The sequence below is a fragment of the Bacillus sp. es.034 genome (assembly GCF_002563655.1).
Taxonomy (GTDB): domain Bacteria; phylum Bacillota; class Bacilli; order Bacillales; family Bacillaceae_B; genus Rossellomorea.
In genome coordinates this window covers 3,021,302-3,039,167 of record NZ_PDIY01000001.1, presented here as the reverse complement: position 1 = coordinate 3,039,167, position 17,866 = coordinate 3,021,302, and the positions used below count along the sequence as shown (strand labels likewise).

Below are 17,866 nucleotides of genomic sequence, written 5' to 3'. Positions count from 1 at the left end.
CGAACCTTTTCAAATCGTTCAAATTATTGTAAATAATTGTTGTGGTGAGGGACGGACCTTCATCTATCAATCTGGGTTTACCATAATATGAATGGAGAAGGTCCGTCCCTCAAAATGGAAAATAATTCTTGTCGCCTTTCTACCAATCTGGTAAAATCGGGTAAACCACTGGGAGGGGATAGAGATGATTACATATCCATTACTTACGAAACATTCTACTGTGGGCTTGACTGCACCTTCTTCTGGCGTGCCACATGAGCTCCACGATTTACTTAAGAAAGCGATAGCTAAAATGGAAGAAGAGGGGTACACCATAGAATGTGGTGAAACTGTTTGGAAGCAGCACAAGGCAAAGTCCGCTCCTGCTCACGAGAGAGCGGACGAGTTAAATAAAATGCTTCAGGATGATTCGATTTCACTCATCACTCCGCCTTGGGGAGGAGAGCTTCTCATAGAAATCCTCGATTTAATCGATTATCAACAAATCAAGCCTAAGTGGGTGCTCGGATATTCCGACATTAGTGCCCTCTTACTTGCATTAACATTAAAGACAGGGATGGCGACGGCACATGGGACCAACCTTATTGACTTGAGAGGAGAGGAAACGGACCCTACAACTAAACAATGGGAAAATGTCCTTACCACAGAAAAAGGCTCTTCAGTCATCCAATACTCATCCCAGAAGTATCAAAAAGAATGGAATCATGAAAAGCCTTCACCACATGTATTTCATTTAACGGAACCCACGGTCTGGAAAACAATCGGGGACAAGAACGTAGAAATGGAAGGAAGAGTCCTCGGAGGCTGCATCGATGTGATCAGAAACCTTATCGGCACCCCATACGGGGATGTGGCTTCTTTCAGGGAGAAACATATAGTCGATGAGCCGATTATTTGGTATTTCGAAAATTGTGAGATCAATACGGCAGATTTGCGTCGTACACTCGTGCAAATGAAACTCGCAGGGTGGTTAGACCATATTTCAGGGCTGCTATTCGGGAGAAGTGCCGCTAATACTCCGGTGGACGGCTATACTGCAGAGGATGTTTACCATGAAATTGCCAACGAGTTACAAATCCCGGTGGTCTATGATGTCGACTGTGGCCATCAGCCGCCCCAGATTACATTCATCAATGGGGCTTATGGAAAGGTAGAAGTCCATAATGGAAAAGGGAAGGTAACGCAAACCTTCCGTTAAACATTCAATTAGAGGGACGGACCTTCATGAAGCAGTTGCAGTTTACCATAATATAAAGTATGAAGGTCCGTCCCTCTTAAATTAGGAGGTTTAAGAAATGAAGGCGAATTTGATGACGATCCGGGGAAAGGGTCTTCATGTAGAAACATATGGATGTATTGAGAACCCGGCTTTTTTGTATTTACATGGTTGACCGGGAGAGAGCTGTTATGATTTTTCGTTTCATCAGGGTGAGAGACTTGGGAAGGATTTATTTGTTGTCGCTATCGACCAGCGGGGTGTCTGCCGGTCGGGTGCCATTGAATAAGAGTTTGACGACTGCGATCGTTTATGAAAATGAAATCGTCGGCGTTGCGGGTTTCAATGAACTGGATTGGTCGAATAAAGTCGCCTATATCGGCTATTGGCTGGGGGAAGGCTATCAGGGGAAAGGAATCATGACGACCGTTGCAAAAGGGTTGACCAGCTACGCCTTTGATTATTATAAAATGAATAAAGTCGAAATAACCGCTGCTGAATTTAACAAACGGAGCCGCAGCATCCCGGAAAGGCTCGGATTTGTGGAAGAAGGGAAGCTGAGACAGAGGGAATGGCTCTACGATCACTATGTGGATCATGTTGTCTATGGAATGTTAGCGGAAGAATGGGGAAGAGAGTGAAGGAAATCGAACACCGTGCAGCAGAACTGATTTCATGGGTGGAAGATATCAAAGATAAAAATGGAAGCTCTGCCGGCGCACTCTTTATCCTTAAAGATAATCATGTAGTTGTAGAGCATTATAGTGGGCGTCACTCCCACGAAAAGGATGCGAGGAATGTCCAGGCAGATTCACAATTCAATGTCGCCTCTGCACGAAAGAGCTATTTAGGACTTGCCGTTTCCTTTGCATTATATGACAACTACATCGAAAGTCTTGACGAACCTATTTCTAAGTATATGCCTGAACTGGATCCCAAAATGGTAATCGGTACGACCATCCGGCACCTTGCCACTCATTCTCACGGACTTCATATCGATGAGAAAGGGAATTGGTACAGAGAATTCGAGGCAGGCACCGGCTGGGCTTATCGTAACATCGGGGTGGAGATCTTGACCGAATTGATTCAGCGACTTTACAGAAAAGGGTTTCCTCAGCTATTGGAAGAACGGATATTTTCACGTATCGGATTAAAAGAAACGGGCTGGCGGACAGAACCCTCAGCAAGCCTTGTAAACATTATCGGAGACGTAACGGAACCGTCTCTTTCCGGACTGGGGACGAGCAATGATGGTAAAGAAAAAAATCTATTCGTTTCCGCTCGGGAGTTTGCCCTTTGGGGACAACTGCACCTGCAAAAGGGCAGGATGAACGGTGAACAGGTTGTTCCACCCCAGGTGATCGATTTATCTACCTCGATTCAAAATGGGGTCTATCATGACTCGTCGCTTCCAGATAACGGGCTTTTCTGGTATGTACAAGGAGATGCTCGTGCGAAAAGCGAAATGGGGGAAAGGGTACCCCCTGGTTCGTATCAAATACTTGGAGTGACTGGGCCCACGCTTCTTGTCATCCCATCGTTAAACGTTGTCGTGGCAAAGATGTACAACAAGCGCTATAACTACGGTGGGGAGGACTATCTTCATTATCTAAGAGAGTTCAGCAACAAAGTAGCGGATTTATTTACTGACAGTCAATAACCATGACAATAATCCATATTTGGGAATGAATTTCCAAATAACAGGGTACACTATGACCAATTAGTTGTATATACTATGGGGGGATCCCATGTTTCATATTGCCGTGATTGTAGTGATTGTTCTTAGTTCCTTGAAATGGGGATCTTGGAGTAGGTGGAGGGAGTTTCTTCCCACCATCTACTATTTTAGTTTTTTTAATATGTTTTATCAGTATCTCAGCTATACAGTGAAGGCCGTGTGGGAATTAGACGGTTTTTTTGTCAATATGTTTGTGACAGATACGCTTTATACAATGGTTTCTTACCCTTGCCTAGTTGTTCTGTTCTTGAGCCATTATCCTGAAGAATGGAGAATCAAGATCGTCTATTATCTGAAATATATCGGAGTTGCCACGTTGATTGAATGGGTTGCGGGGAAAACCGGTTCCATAGAATATTTTGAAGGATGGAATCTATGGTGGACGTTGCTTTTTTATTGCATTATGTTCCCAATGCTACGCCTTCACTACCTGAATCCCATAAAAGCCTTTATTGCATCCATTTTGGTGGTGACTTTTCTTTTAATCAGCTTCGATTATCATGTATTATGAAAAACGGTGATTCTCTTTTATGAGACGCACCGTTTTTATAATGATGCACTATCCGCTTTTTCAATCAAAGAATGACTATAGAAACATAACCATCAACTCTTCATCGTAGTATTCCTCATTATATTTCAATGCTCTCTTTTCAGTTCCATAAGGTTTGAATCCACACGAGTGGTAAAGCCCTTTTGCTGTTTCATTCGTGGTGACGACTGTGATCATCAACTGTTCAATGCCTTCTGTTTCCTTTGCAAGGTTTATGGCCGCTTCCAGCAGTCGTCTTGCCAATCCTTGCCCCCTTAATGCCGGCGTGACATACATGGCATAAATGGAAGCTTTATGGTTCATTTTCAATGCCGATTCCCGTACCATCGTGACTGCCCCTGCCAATTTTTCTTCAACAAAGAGGCCAAAGGTGAAACTTTCATTGCTTGAAAGCCGCTTTTTTGTCATTTCAATGGGATTTTGACGCTGGAGGGCCTCTTCATAGCTGCTGCCAAAGCTTGTAGGACTCTGCTTCAGCATTTCTAACCTAAGGTTCCAATAGTCTTTCGCATGTGATTCATTAAGTAATGTAATTTCCATTATTTTCTGATTTCCCTTCTACTTCGTGATATGATGATAGGTGAAATGCAGTGATTCCCTATGCAACAATGTTCGACACATTTTTAAAAAAACCTTCTAAAACAACTGATCATTGGAGGAGTTCGAATGAAAAACTGTCATGGGTGCCGACTTTCAAATCAGGAAGAGAAAGTACATATCATATATGAGAATGAATTTGTCACCTGTATACTGGACCATGTTCCCCACCATGCAGGTCATACACTAATCTTCCCAAAAAAACATAAAGCGGAAGTGACAGAACTGGACGAAGAGGAAAGTCTCTCTGTTATGAGGGCCTCACAGCTGGTTGCACGTACCATTCATGCATTATATGAACCGAATGGCGTGACAATTTGTCAAAATGGGGGTACCTACAATGAGTTAACACATTATCACATGCATGTCATTCCACGAAATGAAGAAGCAGATCATTTTGGTGATATGTTTTATGGAAATGCTGGGGTTGAAGAACCCTCCGAATCCCTGGAGGAAACACAAAAAAAAATGAAAGCATACATCACTGGATTACTAGAATAGGAGAATTCAAAATGACAATACATAAAGATTTTCAAGAAAAAGTTAAACAATATGCAGAGCTGGCGGTTAAGGTCGGAGTGAATGTACAAGAGGATCAACCACTTTGGATCTCGGCACCACTCGGAACAGAAGACTTCGTTCGCCTTGTGGTAAAAGAAGCCTATCTTGCTGGAGCAAGAATTGTACATGTTCAATGGTATGATGAAGAAATTATGAGAATACATTATGAATCTGCACCCTATGATGTGTTCTATGAATATCCGAGCTGGCTGGCTGCTGCTCATGAATGGGTAGTGGATCTTAAAGGAGCGTTCCTGCAAATAGAAGCCAATGATCCGGACCTTCTGAAAGGTATCGACCCTGACCGGATCCTCAATTACGAGAAAGCGAGTGGGGATGCACTTGATCGATTCTATGAAGCGATTGAAAAGGATGAAATCAGCTGGTCCATCGTCGCCATCCCTTCACAGAAATGGGCGGATAAAGTGTTTCCTGAACTCCCATCATCAGAAAGGGTCGCCAGTCTATGGGAACGGATTTTCACTTCGGTCCGCATCGATCAACCAGATCCTGTTTCCGCATGGAAATCCCATATCCAAACCTTGACCGATAAAGCCAGCCAACTCAACGCACTCAATCTAGAAAGCCTTCACTACAGCGCCATAGGGACGGACCTTTCAATTAAACTGCATGAAGACCATATTTGGCTAACCGGCGCAAGCAATACCCCACAGGGAACCAACTTTATTGCCAATATGCCGACAGAAGAGGTATATACAGTTCCTGTGAAGACAGGAGTGAATGGGACCGTTACAAGTACCAAGCCACTTGCTTACAATGGAAATGTGATAGACGGATTCACTCTCACATTCGTTGACGGGGAAATTAAGGAAGTCTCCGCTGAAGTAGGAGAAGAAATCTTACGTAAATTAATCGAAACCGATGAAGGGGCAGCTTACCTTGGAGAGGTGGCGCTTGTCCCACACCATTCACCCATCTCAGACTCCGGTGTCTTATTCTTTAATACACTTTTTGATGAAAATGCATCAAACCATTTAGCGATCGGTTCCTCATACCCGACTTGTATGAAAGATGGAAACATATTATCAGATGAGGAAAGGGAAGAAAAGGGTCTCAATGAGAGTGTCGTGCATGAAGACTTCATGATCGGTTCTGCCACGATGAATATTGACGGGGTTTGCCGCGATGGTCGAAAGGTTGCCATTTTCCGTAATGGGAATTGGGCGATATGATTAAATGCTAGCGGATAGTAGGACAGAGAGACGAATAAAGGAATCAGCAACTATGATATAATTTCTCCTTGAGAAAAACATGCATATACCTATTAAGGAGTGAAAGACATTGAGTTTTGAAGGTCAATACATATTACCTGCCATAAGGTCCATGAAGGACTTTGATAAAATGCTCGACACCTCTTTTCAGTACGGTGTATTCCTCGACCTTCATGTCGGGATGCTGAAAAGTGTTTTTGAATATGCCCGTAACGAAAATCGGAAGATGTTTTTGCATCTGGATCTCATTCATGGTTTATCGAGTGATGAATACGCAGCAGAATATGTCTGCCAGGAAATCAAACCATATGGTATCATATCCACTAAGGGAAACGTCATAAAAAAGGCGAGGCAAAAGGGCGTGTATGCCACCCAGCGAATGTTTGTCATAGACTCGAGCGCCATGAACCGCAGTATTGAATTAATCCAAAAGACGGATCCGGATTTCATTGAGGTTCTTCCCGGTGTGGTTCCGAAAATCATTAAGGAAATAGGCACCAAGACAGGTAAGCCCATCTTTGCCGGTGGACTGATCGATACAGTGGACGAAGTGGAAGCGGCACTTGAGGCAGGAGCAACGGCGATTACAACCTCTGATCGAGTCCTATGGAAACATTTTGACAGATAAAAAAATCATAAAAACCCATTGACACCGCTTTCATAGTGGAGTAATATGAATGACAAGTTAATACGTTGTGAAAGAGATGAAGAGACTCACGTGAATTGCCTGCAATTGAGGGGCATATTCCGTGAGTCTCTTTATTTTTTGATTCAACGGGCTTTGAGACACGGTGAGTGACTAGGATTATCATAAGCATTTATGGGGTAAACGAGCTAAAAAGCCCCGTTACAGCATGAAAATCGATGGTAGTGCAAGTTTTTCGTGTATGGATAACGATTGATGATGTCGGCTCATCGTGATTCAGAGCAAAATTTAATTGAAATGAGGGATGATGCATGAATGCATTTATAGGAGAAGTGGTAGGTACAGCATTGCTCATTGTTTTCGGTGCTGGGGTTTGCGCCAATGTAAACCTGAAGAAGTCATTTGCGTATAACGCCGGCTGGATCGTCATTACATTTGGCTGGGGATTGGGTGTTGCCATGAGTGTATACGCCGTAGGGCAGTTTAGTGGTGCACATTTAAATCCTGCTGTCACATTGGGACTGGCGTTCAATGGTGATTTCCCATGGAGCGATGTACCAGAGTATATCCTCGCACAAATGATCGGGGCAATCATCGGGGCAACCATCACATATTTACACTTTTTACCCCATTGGCACGCAACAAAGGATCCAGGCGTGAAATTAGGAGTCTTCGCTACAGGTCCAGCCATTCCGCATTATTTTTCAAATTTATTGAGTGAAATCATTGGAACTTTTGTATTAGTAGTAGGATTATTATCCATAGGAGCGAATACCTTTACAGACGGATTAAATCCATTTATCGTCGGATTCCTTATCATCGCGATCGGAATTTCTCTTGGCGGTACAACAGGATATGCGATTAACCCGGCTCGAGATCTTGGTCCGCGTATCGCTCACTTCCTCCTTCCGATTCCAGGAAAGGGACCATCCAACTGGGGATATTCATGGGTTCCAGTAATAGGCCCGGTATTAGGAGGATCTTTTGGAGGCGTGTTTTATAAAGCGGTTTTCATTGGACAAGTCACGACAAGCTTCTGGGTAGTTCTTGTCATTCTTCTAGCCGTCCTTGGACTTGCCTATGCAAGTGACAGAAAGACCAGTTTAGCTAAAAAAGTACATCAATTATCTACTGAAAATTAATCTTTGGAGGGGTTATCAATGGAAAAGTACATTTTATCTTTGGATCAGGGAACTACAAGCTCAAGAGCCATTCTTTTTAATAAAAAAGGGGAAATCGCTCATACTGCACAAAAGGAGTTTACTCAGCATTTTCCTAAACCGGGCTGGGTAGAACACAGTGCGAATGAAATTTGGGGATCTGTCCTTGCCGTCATTGCAAGCGTTTTATCGGAATCCAGTGTGAAACCCGATCAAATCGAAGGTATCGGGATCACCAATCAGCGTGAAACGACAGTTATATGGGATAAAGAGACCGGTGACCCGGTATATAATGCGATCGTGTGGCAATCACGCCAAACCGCCGGGATCTGTGAGGAATTAAAATCACAGGGGCTAAACGATACCTTCCGTGATAAAACCGGATTGCTGATTGATGCCTATTTCTCAGGCACAAAGGTGAAATGGATCCTGGACAATGTCGAAGGTGTAAAGCAAAAGGCGGAAGAAGGAAAGCTTCTATTTGGAACGATCGACACGTGGCTGATCTGGAAAATGTCAGGTGGAACGGCTCACGTAACAGACTACTCCAACGCCTCACGTACACTTATGTACAATATACATGAATTGAAATGGGACGAAGAGCTCCTTGATATTCTTGGTGTGCCGGCAAGTATGCTTCCAGAGGTCCGCCCCTCGTCAGAAGTGTATGGGAAAACAGTTCCGTATCATTTCTTTGGTAGAGAGATCCCGATTGCAGGTGCTGCAGGAGATCAGCAGGCAGCATTATTCGGACAGGCCTGTTATGAGAAAGGGATGGCTAAGAATACGTACGGGACAGGCTGCTTTATGCTGATGAATACAGGTGAGAAAGCGGTGAAGTCTGAAAATGGTCTATTGACGACCCTTGCCTGGGGCATCGATGGTAAGGTGGAATATGCTCTTGAAGGGAGCATTTTCGTTGCAGGTTCTGCCATTCAGTGGCTTCGCGATGGACTCCGCATGCTGAAAGATGCAAAGGATAGCCAGGACTATGCAGAAAAAGTGGACTCAACTGATGGCGTATATGTGGTCCCTGCATTTGTAGGCTTGGGAACTCCTTATTGGGATAGTGACGTTCGCGGCGCTGTATTCGGCTTAACGCGAGGCACCTCGAAGGAACATTTTGTAAGAGCGACTCTCGAATCCCTTGCTTATCAAACTAAGGATGTATTGACAGCCATGGAAGCCGATTCCGGGATTTCCCTTAAGAAACTGAGAGTCGATGGAGGGGCAGTCAAGAATGATTTCTTAATGCAATTTCAAAGTGACTTGCTATCCGTACCCGTCGAGCGTCCAGTGGTCAATGAAACCACCGCATTAGGTGCTGCCTACCTTGCAGGACTTGCCGTCGGTTTCTGGAAGGATCGCGAAGAAATCTCCAAACAGTGGAATAAAGAAAAACAATTCGAACCGGAAATGGCCGCGGAGACACAGGAAGAATTATATGGCGGATGGAAAAAAGCTGTAAAAGCAGCAATGGCTTTTAAATAATAGGAACTTATGATATAATGAACCCAAGTTAATAAAACGGTTAGAGACCAAGAGAGACCAAACTCGCATTATGGCACATTTCAGCCATGATGTTAGTTTCGGTCTCTTTTTTTATGGTTAAACAGTAGAGTAAGAGCAGAAATCATTTCTTTAATTCTTAGGAGGAACCAACTATGACATTTTCAAGTACTGCACGAGAAGAAGTAAAACATACACTGTCATCCAATCAATTCGACCTGATTGTAATCGGAGGAGGTATTACCGGTGCAGGGATTGCCCTTGATGCATCCAAACGCGGAATGAAAGTCGCCCTTGTTGAAATGCAGGATTTTGCCGCAGGTACATCCAGCCGTTCCACCAAATTGGTCCACGGGGGACTGCGCTACTTAAAACAATTCGAAGTCAAAATGGTGGCCGAAGTGGGAAAAGAACGTGAAATCGTATATGAAAACGGGCCACATGTCACTACTCCTGAATGGATGCTGTTACCCCTTCATAAAGGAGGGACATTCGGTAAATTCAGCACATCGATCGGCTTGAAGGTCTATGACTATCTCGCGGGTGTCAAGAGAAGTGAAAGGCGCTCCATGCTATCGGTATCGGAAACGTTAACGAAAGAACCCCTCGTCAAAAAGGATGGATTGAAGGGCGGAGGTTATTATGTAGAATATCGTACCGACGATGCCCGTTTAACCATAGAAGTCATGAAGGAAGCAGTTGCACATGGCGCAACGGTTCTAAACTATATAAAATCCCAAAGATTCCTGTATGACAACAAGAAGGTTGTCGGAATAGAAGCAGAAGACCTGGTATCAGGGGAAACGATTGACATTCGCGGATCAAAGATCGTCAACGCTGCCGGTCCTTGGGTCGATGATGTCCGTGGTAAGGATTACAGTACGAATAATAAACAACTCCGCCTGACCAAGGGAGTCCACCTTGTCATCGATCAAAGCAAATTCCCTCTTCAACAAGCCGTTTATTTTGATACACCGGATGGACGGATGGTTTTCGCAATTCCTCGTGACGGGAAAGCTTATGTAGGGACAACGGATACATTCTTTGACTCTGAGAAAGCATCCCCTCACATGACATCAGAAGACAGAGATTATATTTTGAATGCGATTCACTTCATGTTTCCCGATGTGACAGTAGGCATAGACGATGTGGAATCCAGCTGGGCAGGCGTGCGTCCATTGATATTTGAAAAAGGGAAGGATCCTTCTGAAATCTCTCGTAAAGATGAAGTCTGGGAAGCAGAAAGCGGACTGATCACCATTGCCGGCGGTAAGCTGACAGGGTACCGCAAGATGGGGGAACATGTCGTTGACCTTGTATCTAAACGTTTAAAAGAAGAACATAAGCAGAAATTCCCTGCATCTGCGACGAAGCATATGCCGATATCCGGCGGTCATGTAGGAGGCTCGAAGAATTTCCAATCATTCATTGACCAAAAGGCAGGAGAAGCCCTTCAATATGGGTTATCAGAGTCCGAGGGCAGGAAGCTCGCAGGAATGTACGGTTCCAATGTGGATCAGCTATTCAAGCTTGCTCATGCATACAGTGGATCAACAGATGAAAGGTCCGTCCCTCCATACTTGTACGCCCAGCTGATTTATGCGATTCAGGAAGAGATGGCAGCAACGCCTGTGGATTTCTTCATTCGACGGACGGGTGCTTTGTTCTTTGACCGTGAGTGGGTAGAGAAGTGGAAGGAACCAGTCATTGAGATGATGTCCAAATTGTTGAATTGGACTACTGAACAGAAAGACAAATACACTGCTGATTTAAATGAGGAATTAAAAAATGCAGTGGTACCGGTAGATTTACAATCATAAGGTTAAAGACGGTAGAATGAATTCTCTGCCGTTTTTTCATATCATGCACTTTCATCCATAAATGCATGATGAATTATGCTTACAATTATATAAATATATGAAATGAAGCCCAAACCGCCTAAACCGTGCATTTCATTTATTGAGAGAACTTTATACCCCTGCAGACGGAAGTTGAGATAACGGGGGTGCTGCGGTAGAGTTAGAATAGAAATTGACACGACTCCTCGTTAAAGGTTGGCTTCAATGGGATGAAGCCAGCCCTTTTTTTGTTTTCTTATCATTAAAATGTTTTCAGTGAATTTATCATTACTATATTAATAAAAGGGCTATATCTCTGATGTATGTAAAAAGGGCTGAAGTCTGAAAATAAAGAATTCCGTTCTAAAGAAGGAGAATTTTGTCAAAAGAGCGAATATGCTTTAGTGAGATTCCATTTGAAGTGAGGTGAATGAATGAACGAATGGAAAGGGGCATCTGCCCTTTGTATGAATGAAGGGCGTTTATTAATGGTTCTACAGGGAAAAGAAGAGGAAGAGAAACGATGGTCGGTCCCTTCAGGTGGTCTCGAGGAAGGGGAAACCCTTAGGGATTGTTGTGAACGTGAAGTTTGGGAAGAGACCGGTTATAGGGTGAATGCTGGAAAACATCTTTACACTAAATGGGGGTGTGAAGGCGATATTTCCACAATCATTCACTATTACGAAGTCCAGCTTCTTGGAGGGAAAGCGATCCTTCAAGATCCCGATCAATTAATACATAGAATTGAATGGATCTCACTTCAAGAGTTAAAAAATCTGCCCCTATGCTTTCCAGAGGATCAATCCATCCTGGAGGCCTATATGAGCAAAACACACAATATACTATAAAGAATTCAACTAAAGGAGAGATTAGAATGGTAAAACGTACTGGTGAAGTCATAATGGGAGTGATCGGGATTGTCTTATCCGCATTATTTTCCATCATTGGAATCGTACTGAACATGGGCATGAACAGCCCGGAAGTGATGTCCCAAATCGAAGAGGGAATGGAAAGTGACCCAAATCTACAGGAATCCGGGATGACAGCAGGGGATATGAGTGCCATTATGGAAACAGCTGAATCGATGGGTTCATATCTCGTGATTTTAGGAATCATTGCATCAATTCTTGGCATCATTGCGGTTATGACCATTGTCAAAAATAAAAAGCCCGTACTATCCGGAATTATGTTTATCATTGCCGCACTTGTAATCGGACTTGGAACAATCGGATTCGGGTTCATTCCTGGACTTTTATTCTTAATCGCCGGCATCATGGCTTTTGTTCGCAAACCAAAAAGAACCGAAACCGTATATTAATGTGTATAGCTTAGAGAATTCTCTCTGAGCTTCTTTTTTGCTTATCCACACCTTGCTTTCCGTTAGAAAATGTACTATCTTAAAAGAGAGCATAATAAAAAACAAGAGACACTGGCGGCAACCAATGTCTCTTGCTACACAGCAAACTGCAAGGAAAGCAGTGGCCCAATAGAGAAAGGAATATAACTCTACCCTTCAAAGTTTAGGCGCTTCATGAGGGTGGGGTTATTTCTTTTTGTCATTTGAAATAACTATGGCAATGATGGAGACAATTAAAGAGCCAAAGGTAATCATTAGCGTTAACGCCTCATACGTTGTCACTATAAGCACCACCTCCTTCTATAAGGAAGTGGCCACTCCCACCCTACATTCACTGTATACTGAAGATTATATCACAAACGCCTTCCATCCTTTATAGGCAAGAGGTAGGAAAAGCCTGCCTTCTCAAACGCACACACGGTGAGACCCGTCCCACACTACAATCATTTCAAACTTTCCTCGAAATATGTTAGCATAGATATGCTCACATTAAACGATTACATAACATCATGATACTCGAGGAGGAATTCACATTGAAACACCGTATAGAAATGTTGAAAAATTGGTTGAAAGAAGAGAAGATCGATGCAGCATTTATCAATTCAACTGAAAACGTATTTTATTTAACGAATTTCCATACAAATCCACATGAAAGATTAATGGGGCTGTTCGTATTTCCGGATGCCGAACCTTTTGTGGTCGTGCCAGGAATGGAAGCGAGACAGGTGAAGGATGCCGGTTGGGGCAACGAAGTAATTGGCTACTCAGACCACGAAAATCCCTGGGACTTTATTACGAAAGCCGTTCAGGCTAGAAAAATTACAGGCAATAAGGTGGCTTTTGAGCATGAGGTCGTCAACTATGGACGCAGTCAGGCGTTTTTAAACATATTCGACTCACCACATGTGGTGAACGTTGAAGACAAATTAAATGAAATGCGTTTAGTCAAGGATGATGGTGAGATCGCGATCATGCGCCGAGCAGCGGAAATGGCTGACTATGGGGTAGAAGTAGGTGTAAGTGCACTTCAAGAGGGCATTACTGAAATGGAAGTCCTTGCGATGATTGAATATGAATTGAAGAAAAAGGGAATCCGTGAAATGTCATTTTCTACAATGGTACTCTTCGGTGAAAAGGCTGGAGATCCTCACGGCAATCCGGGAGATCGTAAATTGAAAGCAGGAGATTTCGTCCTGTTTGATCTAGGAGTTGTCCTGGAAGGGTATACTTCCGATATTACCCGTACATTCGCTTATAAGTCCGCGTCTGATAAACAGAAGGAAATCTACAACACTGTTCTGGAAGCGGAGCTCGCTTCCTTAGAAGCAAGCAAGCCAGGCAATCGCATAGGCGACCTGGATCAAATCGCACGTGACATCATCACGGATGCAGGATACGGTGACTACTTCCCACATCGAATCGGGCATGGATTAGGTATCAACGTTCATGAATTCCCTTCCATGAGTCATTTAAATGATGGCATATTAAAAGAAGGCATGACATACACAATCGAGCCTGGTATTTACGTGCCGGAAATCGGTGGTGTCAGGATTGAAGATGACGTCCTGATCACAAAGGACGGACATACCACTTTAACCAACTATCCAAAAGAACTTCAAATCATTGAATAAACACAGAAGGCTAACGTATAAGCGTTGGCCTTTTTTTTTCGTTGCATGACCCCGTCCCTTCATATAGATCGACCTTACAACAAAAAAATGAAACTTTTATCGTAAACGTGCGTATATACAGGGGAAGGAACATAACAGGGAGGGCAGAGTAGATGAAAAAATTACTGATTCTCATATCATTCAGTTTCTTTACACTGACTGGCTGCGGCATATTGGAAGAAGCCAATAACAGTTTAACCTATGTAGACGAAATGACCGACTACCTGAACGAAGCAGAACAATTTGCCAATGACCTTCCCGGTTTAATGGAAAATGCTGCTGCTGATTCATCCTCTATTCCGGAACTTGAGACGAGACTTGTTGAAATGAAAAATGAAATCAAAGAAATCAATGATGTAAACCCTCCCAAGCTAGCTGACGATATCCACCAAAAAGTGGAGGGATATAACCAACAAGCGTTGGAAGGGATCGATCAGGCTCTAGTGGAAATTGATAAAGGGGAAGTTCAAATATCCGAGCTAAAGAATCTTGAAATCGTCAATACATTCAACCAATTACAGGAGATCAAAGGAAACTTGGAAAATTTAGGGCAATAACGGACGGGTGTTACAGATACAAAGTCTGTAACACCTTTTTACATACTGAATGAACACGTATAACCCGTAAAAGAACATCAACCTTCTTATTCATCAAATACACGACCGATTTCTTATTTTAATAGAACAGCCGTTCTTAAAAAATGGTATAATGATAAAATCAATAAAATGAAAAGGAGAATGTTATGAAAGTCGTAATAGCTGAAAAACCCGACCAGGGAGCAACCCTTGCCAAGCCTTTTTCCCATAGGAAACGTCAAGGATATATCGAGATTCATCCAAACGATGTGTTCCCGAAAGGTGCTTATATTACGTGGGCAGTTGGACATCTTTTTCAGCTTCAAGCCCCTGAGAAGTATGAAAGCAAATGGAAGAAATGGACACTGGACGACCTTCCGATCATTCCTCTCAGGTTTCAGTATGAGTTGCAGAGGGCTAAAGCGAAACAATTCTCCGTCATCAAAGATCTTCTTAAAAAAAACGAAGTCACAGAAATCATTCATGCAGGTGATGCAGGGCGTGAAGGGGAGTTAATCATCCGGAATATCATTTCCATGTCCAAGGTTCAGAAGCCCATGAAACGGTTATGGATTTCATCCCTGACTGAGAAAGCCATCATTCAAGGATTCGAGAGTCTACGGGAAGAAGCTGAAATGAGAAGCTTATATTTTGAAGCCTATTCCAGGGCATGTGCCGATTGGCTTGTGGGTATGAATGCTTCACGGGTGTACAGCATCCTGCTAAAAGAGCAGGGTATGTCCGATGTATTCTCTGCAGGCAGGGTTCAAACTCCGACACTGGCCCTCATCGTGAGAAGGGAAGAAGAGATTGACCGATTTAAGAGCGAACCCTTTTGGGAAGTGAAAGCAACATTTCACATCGGCGATCACACTTATGAAGGGATATGGCAGAAAGATGGGGAGAGCCGAATCCCTTCTCGGGAGCTTGCTGAAAAAATCGCTTCTTTTTGTCAAAACAAACCTGCAACTGTCAGCAAATTGAAAACAGAGAGGAAAGAGTTCGCACCACCCTTACTATTTAATCTTTCAGCCCTGCAGGCAACCATCAATAAAATGTATAAGTTCTCACCTAAGAAAACATTGGATGTGTTGCAGAAACTGTATCAAAAAGGGATCGTCTCTTATCCGAGATCTGATTCCCAATATGTCACGAAAGGTGAAGCTGAAAGCTTTCCTGAAATATTGAACAAACTGAAAGAGTTCAGCCCTTACAATCATTGGATCCCGACTCCCCATGCAAGCATAATGAACAATAAACGTTTTGTGAATGAAGCAAAGGTATCGGATCACTACGCGATTATTCCTACTGAGCAGGTAACAGATCCCACTTCCCTATCAGATGATGAGAAGAAGATCTATGATGTTGTGGTTAAACGCTTTATTGCGGCTCACCACGACAAAGCGATCATCAATTACACGACCATTTCAACGATCGTAGATGAAAGGGCTGAATTTGGCTCGAAAGGGAAGCAGATTTTACAGGAAGGCTGGCGTAAGGTCCTCATGCAAAACGAAAAAGAAGAGGAACCTCTCCTGCCACCTGTACAAGAACAGGATAAAGGCGTCGTAAAGAAGGTCGTGACCAAGGAAGGGAAAACACAGCCCCCGAAACGCTACACAGAAGGACAACTTATCACCTTAATGAAGACTGCTGGTAAATATATGGACAATGATGAGCTTGAAAAAGTGTTGAAACAAACAGAGGGCCTTGGGACGGAAGCGACCCGGGCAGGTATCATCACCATGCTCAAAGACCGCAAGTACATTGATATCCAAAAAAATATAGTCTTTCCCACTGATAAAGCGAAGGTATTGATACGTGCCATAGGGGATAATGTGTTAGCTTCTGCAGAAATGACGGCTAAGTGGGAGCAGCGCCTCCAGGAAATAGGAAAAGGACGGGCATCTGCACCTGAATTCATGGAGCAAGTGAAGAAACTAAGTGAACGGCTCGTTCAAAACGCCCTCCAGGAATCTACCGCATGGAAGTTTGAGGATCTGGATACCGATTCTATCCAGAGAACGAAGGGTCGCGGCGGAAAACGAGCTCCCAAAACAAGTATCGGCAACTGCTTGAAATGTGGCGGGAAAGTGATTGATAAAGGGAAATTTTATGGATGCTCCAATTATCAACGTACGAAGTGCAGCTTTACCATTTCCAAAACGATCTTGTCAAAGAGAATCACCCAGAAAATTGTAAAAAAAGTATTAACTGAAGGCAAATCCGATCGAATTGACGGATTTAAAAAAGGCGAAAAGGAATTCTCCGCTTACCTGAGCTGGGATGCCAACCAGAAAAAAATCCAGTTCCAATTTGATATCAACTAGTGTAAAACGACTCCTTCCTACAAGGGTCGTTTTTCTTATATCAGACCTCCTGCAAAATCGCCAATGCTTTAGAAAAAGTTTAATTTTTTGTGAAATGGATAAAACAAAAGAGTGATAAGAAATCAGAGAATAAAATGGAGGGTATACATTGAAAAAGATATTAATGGTCTTAACAAATGAAAGTAAAATTGATGATGAACATGAAACTGGACTGTGGTTATCTGAGTTCGCAGAACCATACGAAGAATTTAAGAACCAAGGTTTTGAAGTGGATGTGGCAAGTTTAAAAGGTGGTCGCATCCCGTTGGATCCGAACAGCCTTGATGACGAACAAGTGGAGAAATGGAAAGGGGTCACGAAAGAACTGGATCAAACGCTGGTCCTTTCCCAATTAAATGTAAATGAATATGTCGGTATCTTCTTACCAGGTGGACACGGGACGATGTTTGACCTGCCTGAAAGTCCTGAACTTCAACAGGCATTAGTTCACTTTGCTGAGAATGATAAAGCGATCGGTTCTGTCTGCCACGGTCCGGCTGGATTTGTCGGAACGAAATTATCTAATGGTAAATGGCTGGTTGAAGGAAAAAGCTTGACTGCCTTCACAAATGAAGAAGAGCAGCAAACCGGTCTTGATTCACTGATGCCGTTCTTATTAGAAACAAAGTTGAGGGAGCAGGGAGCTCAATTCGAAAAATCGGATGCATGGAGCAATCATGTCATCACTGACGGTAAATTTGTGACAGGACAAAATCCACAATCAAGTCAAGCGGCAGCAGAAGCATTCATAAACGTATTATAATACAGTACGATCCTAGAGCATGGACATGGTCCATGCTCTTTTTATTCCACTCATACTCCTCATCAATATGATAAAATCAGGAGAA

Annotated in this window: 18 protein-coding genes and 1 pseudogene; 17 read left to right on the top strand and 2 right to left on the bottom strand. The window is 43.2% G+C overall.

The window, feature by feature from the left end:
• The first annotated feature begins 184 nt into the window (after nt 1-184).
• The 5 genes and pseudogenes from ATG71_RS15580 to ATG71_RS15565 all read left to right on the top strand — a co-directional run bounded on the left by ATG71_RS15580 (nt 185) and on the right by ATG71_RS15565 (nt 3,465).
• The gene (locus tag ATG71_RS15580) at nt 185-1,198 is read left to right on the top strand and encodes a S66 family peptidase (RefSeq protein ID WP_098440367.1); all 1,014 of its coding nucleotides are present in this window, start codon (nt 185-187) and stop codon (nt 1,196-1,198) included.
• Nucleotides 1,199-1,310: 112 nt separating this feature from the next.
• Nucleotides 1,311-1,499: pseudogene (locus ATG71_RS23815) on the top strand (alpha/beta fold hydrolase); the annotation flags it as partial.
• Entirely contained in the window at nt 1,408-1,857 is a 450-nt protein-coding gene (locus tag ATG71_RS15575) for a GNAT family N-acetyltransferase (protein WP_286163031.1), read from the top strand. The pseudogene ATG71_RS23815 and the gene ATG71_RS15575, both read left to right, overlap by 92 nt.
• Complete coding sequence (locus ATG71_RS15570) at nt 1,854-2,876, top strand: serine hydrolase domain-containing protein (protein WP_286163030.1); 1,023 nt, start codon at nt 1,854-1,856, stop codon at nt 2,874-2,876. The genes ATG71_RS15575 and ATG71_RS15570 overlap by 4 nt, the downstream gene beginning before the upstream one ends.
• A gap of 88 nt (nt 2,877-2,964) precedes the next feature.
• Nucleotides 2,965-3,465: a CBO0543 family protein gene (locus ATG71_RS15565; protein ID WP_098440364.1), complete on the top strand. Its 501-nt coding sequence runs from the start codon at nt 2,965-2,967 to the stop codon at nt 3,463-3,465.
• A gap of 75 nt (nt 3,466-3,540) precedes the next feature.
• Here the strand turns inward: ATG71_RS15565 and ATG71_RS15560 are convergent, their stop codons facing one another.
• Nucleotides 3,541-4,044: a GNAT family N-acetyltransferase gene (locus ATG71_RS15560; RefSeq protein ID WP_098440363.1), complete on the bottom strand. Its 504-nt coding sequence runs from the start codon at nt 4,042-4,044 to the stop codon at nt 3,541-3,543.
• 126 nt (nt 4,045-4,170) lie between these two features.
• Between ATG71_RS15560 and ATG71_RS15555 the strand changes: the two genes are divergently transcribed.
• The 8 genes from ATG71_RS15555 to ATG71_RS15520 all read left to right on the top strand — a co-directional run bounded on the left by ATG71_RS15555 (nt 4,171) and on the right by ATG71_RS15520 (nt 12,365).
• Nucleotides 4,171-4,602 carry an HIT family protein gene (locus tag ATG71_RS15555; RefSeq protein WP_098440362.1) on the top strand — a complete coding sequence of 144 codons (432 nt, stop codon included), beginning with the start codon at nt 4,171-4,173 and terminating at the stop codon, nt 4,600-4,602.
• An 11-nt stretch (nt 4,603-4,613) separates the two neighbouring features.
• Nucleotides 4,614-5,855, top strand: a complete 1,242-nt coding sequence (locus ATG71_RS15550; RefSeq protein ID WP_098440361.1) for an aminopeptidase — start codon at nt 4,614-4,616, stop codon at nt 5,853-5,855.
• A gap of 109 nt (nt 5,856-5,964) precedes the next feature.
• Nucleotides 5,965-6,522 carry a glycerol-3-phosphate responsive antiterminator gene (locus tag ATG71_RS15545; protein WP_098440360.1) on the top strand — a complete coding sequence of 186 codons (558 nt, stop codon included), beginning with the start codon at nt 5,965-5,967 and terminating at the stop codon, nt 6,520-6,522.
• A 329-nt stretch (nt 6,523-6,851) separates the two neighbouring features.
• Complete coding sequence (locus ATG71_RS15540) at nt 6,852-7,682, top strand: MIP/aquaporin family protein (RefSeq protein WP_098440359.1); 831 nt, start codon at nt 6,852-6,854, stop codon at nt 7,680-7,682.
• An 18-nt stretch (nt 7,683-7,700) separates the two neighbouring features.
• Nucleotides 7,701-9,191: a glycerol kinase GlpK gene (glpK, locus tag ATG71_RS15535; RefSeq protein ID WP_098440358.1), complete on the top strand. Its 1,491-nt coding sequence runs from the start codon at nt 7,701-7,703 to the stop codon at nt 9,189-9,191.
• 173 nt (nt 9,192-9,364) lie between these two features.
• A complete protein-coding gene (locus tag ATG71_RS15530) occupies nt 9,365-11,029 on the top strand; it encodes a glycerol-3-phosphate dehydrogenase/oxidase (protein ID WP_098440357.1) in 1,665 nt (554 codons plus the stop codon).
• A gap of 452 nt (nt 11,030-11,481) precedes the next feature.
• The gene (locus ATG71_RS15525; RefSeq protein ID WP_098440356.1) at nt 11,482-11,895 is read left to right on the top strand and encodes an NUDIX hydrolase; all 414 of its coding nucleotides are present in this window, start codon (nt 11,482-11,484) and stop codon (nt 11,893-11,895) included.
• Nucleotides 11,896-11,921: 26 nt separating this feature from the next.
• On the top strand, nt 11,922-12,365 hold the full coding sequence (locus ATG71_RS15520) for a DUF4064 domain-containing protein (protein WP_098440355.1): 444 nt from the start codon (nt 11,922-11,924) through the stop codon (nt 12,363-12,365).
• Between the two features lie 225 nt (nt 12,366-12,590).
• On the opposite strand, the gene ATG71_RS23810 is transcribed toward ATG71_RS15520, so the two are convergent.
• Nucleotides 12,591-12,686: a putative holin-like toxin gene (locus ATG71_RS23810; RefSeq protein ID WP_224940763.1), complete on the bottom strand. Its 96-nt coding sequence runs from the start codon at nt 12,684-12,686 to the stop codon at nt 12,591-12,593.
• A gap of 251 nt (nt 12,687-12,937) precedes the next feature.
• Between ATG71_RS23810 and ATG71_RS15515 the strand changes: the two genes are divergently transcribed.
• The 4 genes from ATG71_RS15515 to ATG71_RS15500 all read left to right on the top strand — a co-directional run bounded on the left by ATG71_RS15515 (nt 12,938) and on the right by ATG71_RS15500 (nt 17,781).
• Nucleotides 12,938-14,035 carry a M24 family metallopeptidase gene (locus tag ATG71_RS15515; RefSeq protein WP_098440354.1) on the top strand — a complete coding sequence of 366 codons (1,098 nt, stop codon included), beginning with the start codon at nt 12,938-12,940 and terminating at the stop codon, nt 14,033-14,035.
• A 152-nt stretch (nt 14,036-14,187) separates the two neighbouring features.
• Nucleotides 14,188-14,631 carry a DUF6376 family protein gene (locus ATG71_RS15510; RefSeq protein WP_098440353.1) on the top strand — a complete coding sequence of 148 codons (444 nt, stop codon included), beginning with the start codon at nt 14,188-14,190 and terminating at the stop codon, nt 14,629-14,631.
• 185 nt (nt 14,632-14,816) lie between these two features.
• Complete coding sequence (locus tag ATG71_RS15505) at nt 14,817-16,979, top strand: DNA topoisomerase III (protein WP_098440352.1); 2,163 nt, start codon at nt 14,817-14,819, stop codon at nt 16,977-16,979.
• A gap of 148 nt (nt 16,980-17,127) precedes the next feature.
• The gene (locus ATG71_RS15500) at nt 17,128-17,781 is read left to right on the top strand and encodes a type 1 glutamine amidotransferase domain-containing protein (protein ID WP_430339558.1); all 654 of its coding nucleotides are present in this window, start codon (nt 17,128-17,130) and stop codon (nt 17,779-17,781) included.
• Nucleotides 17,782-17,866: the final 85 nt, after the last annotated feature.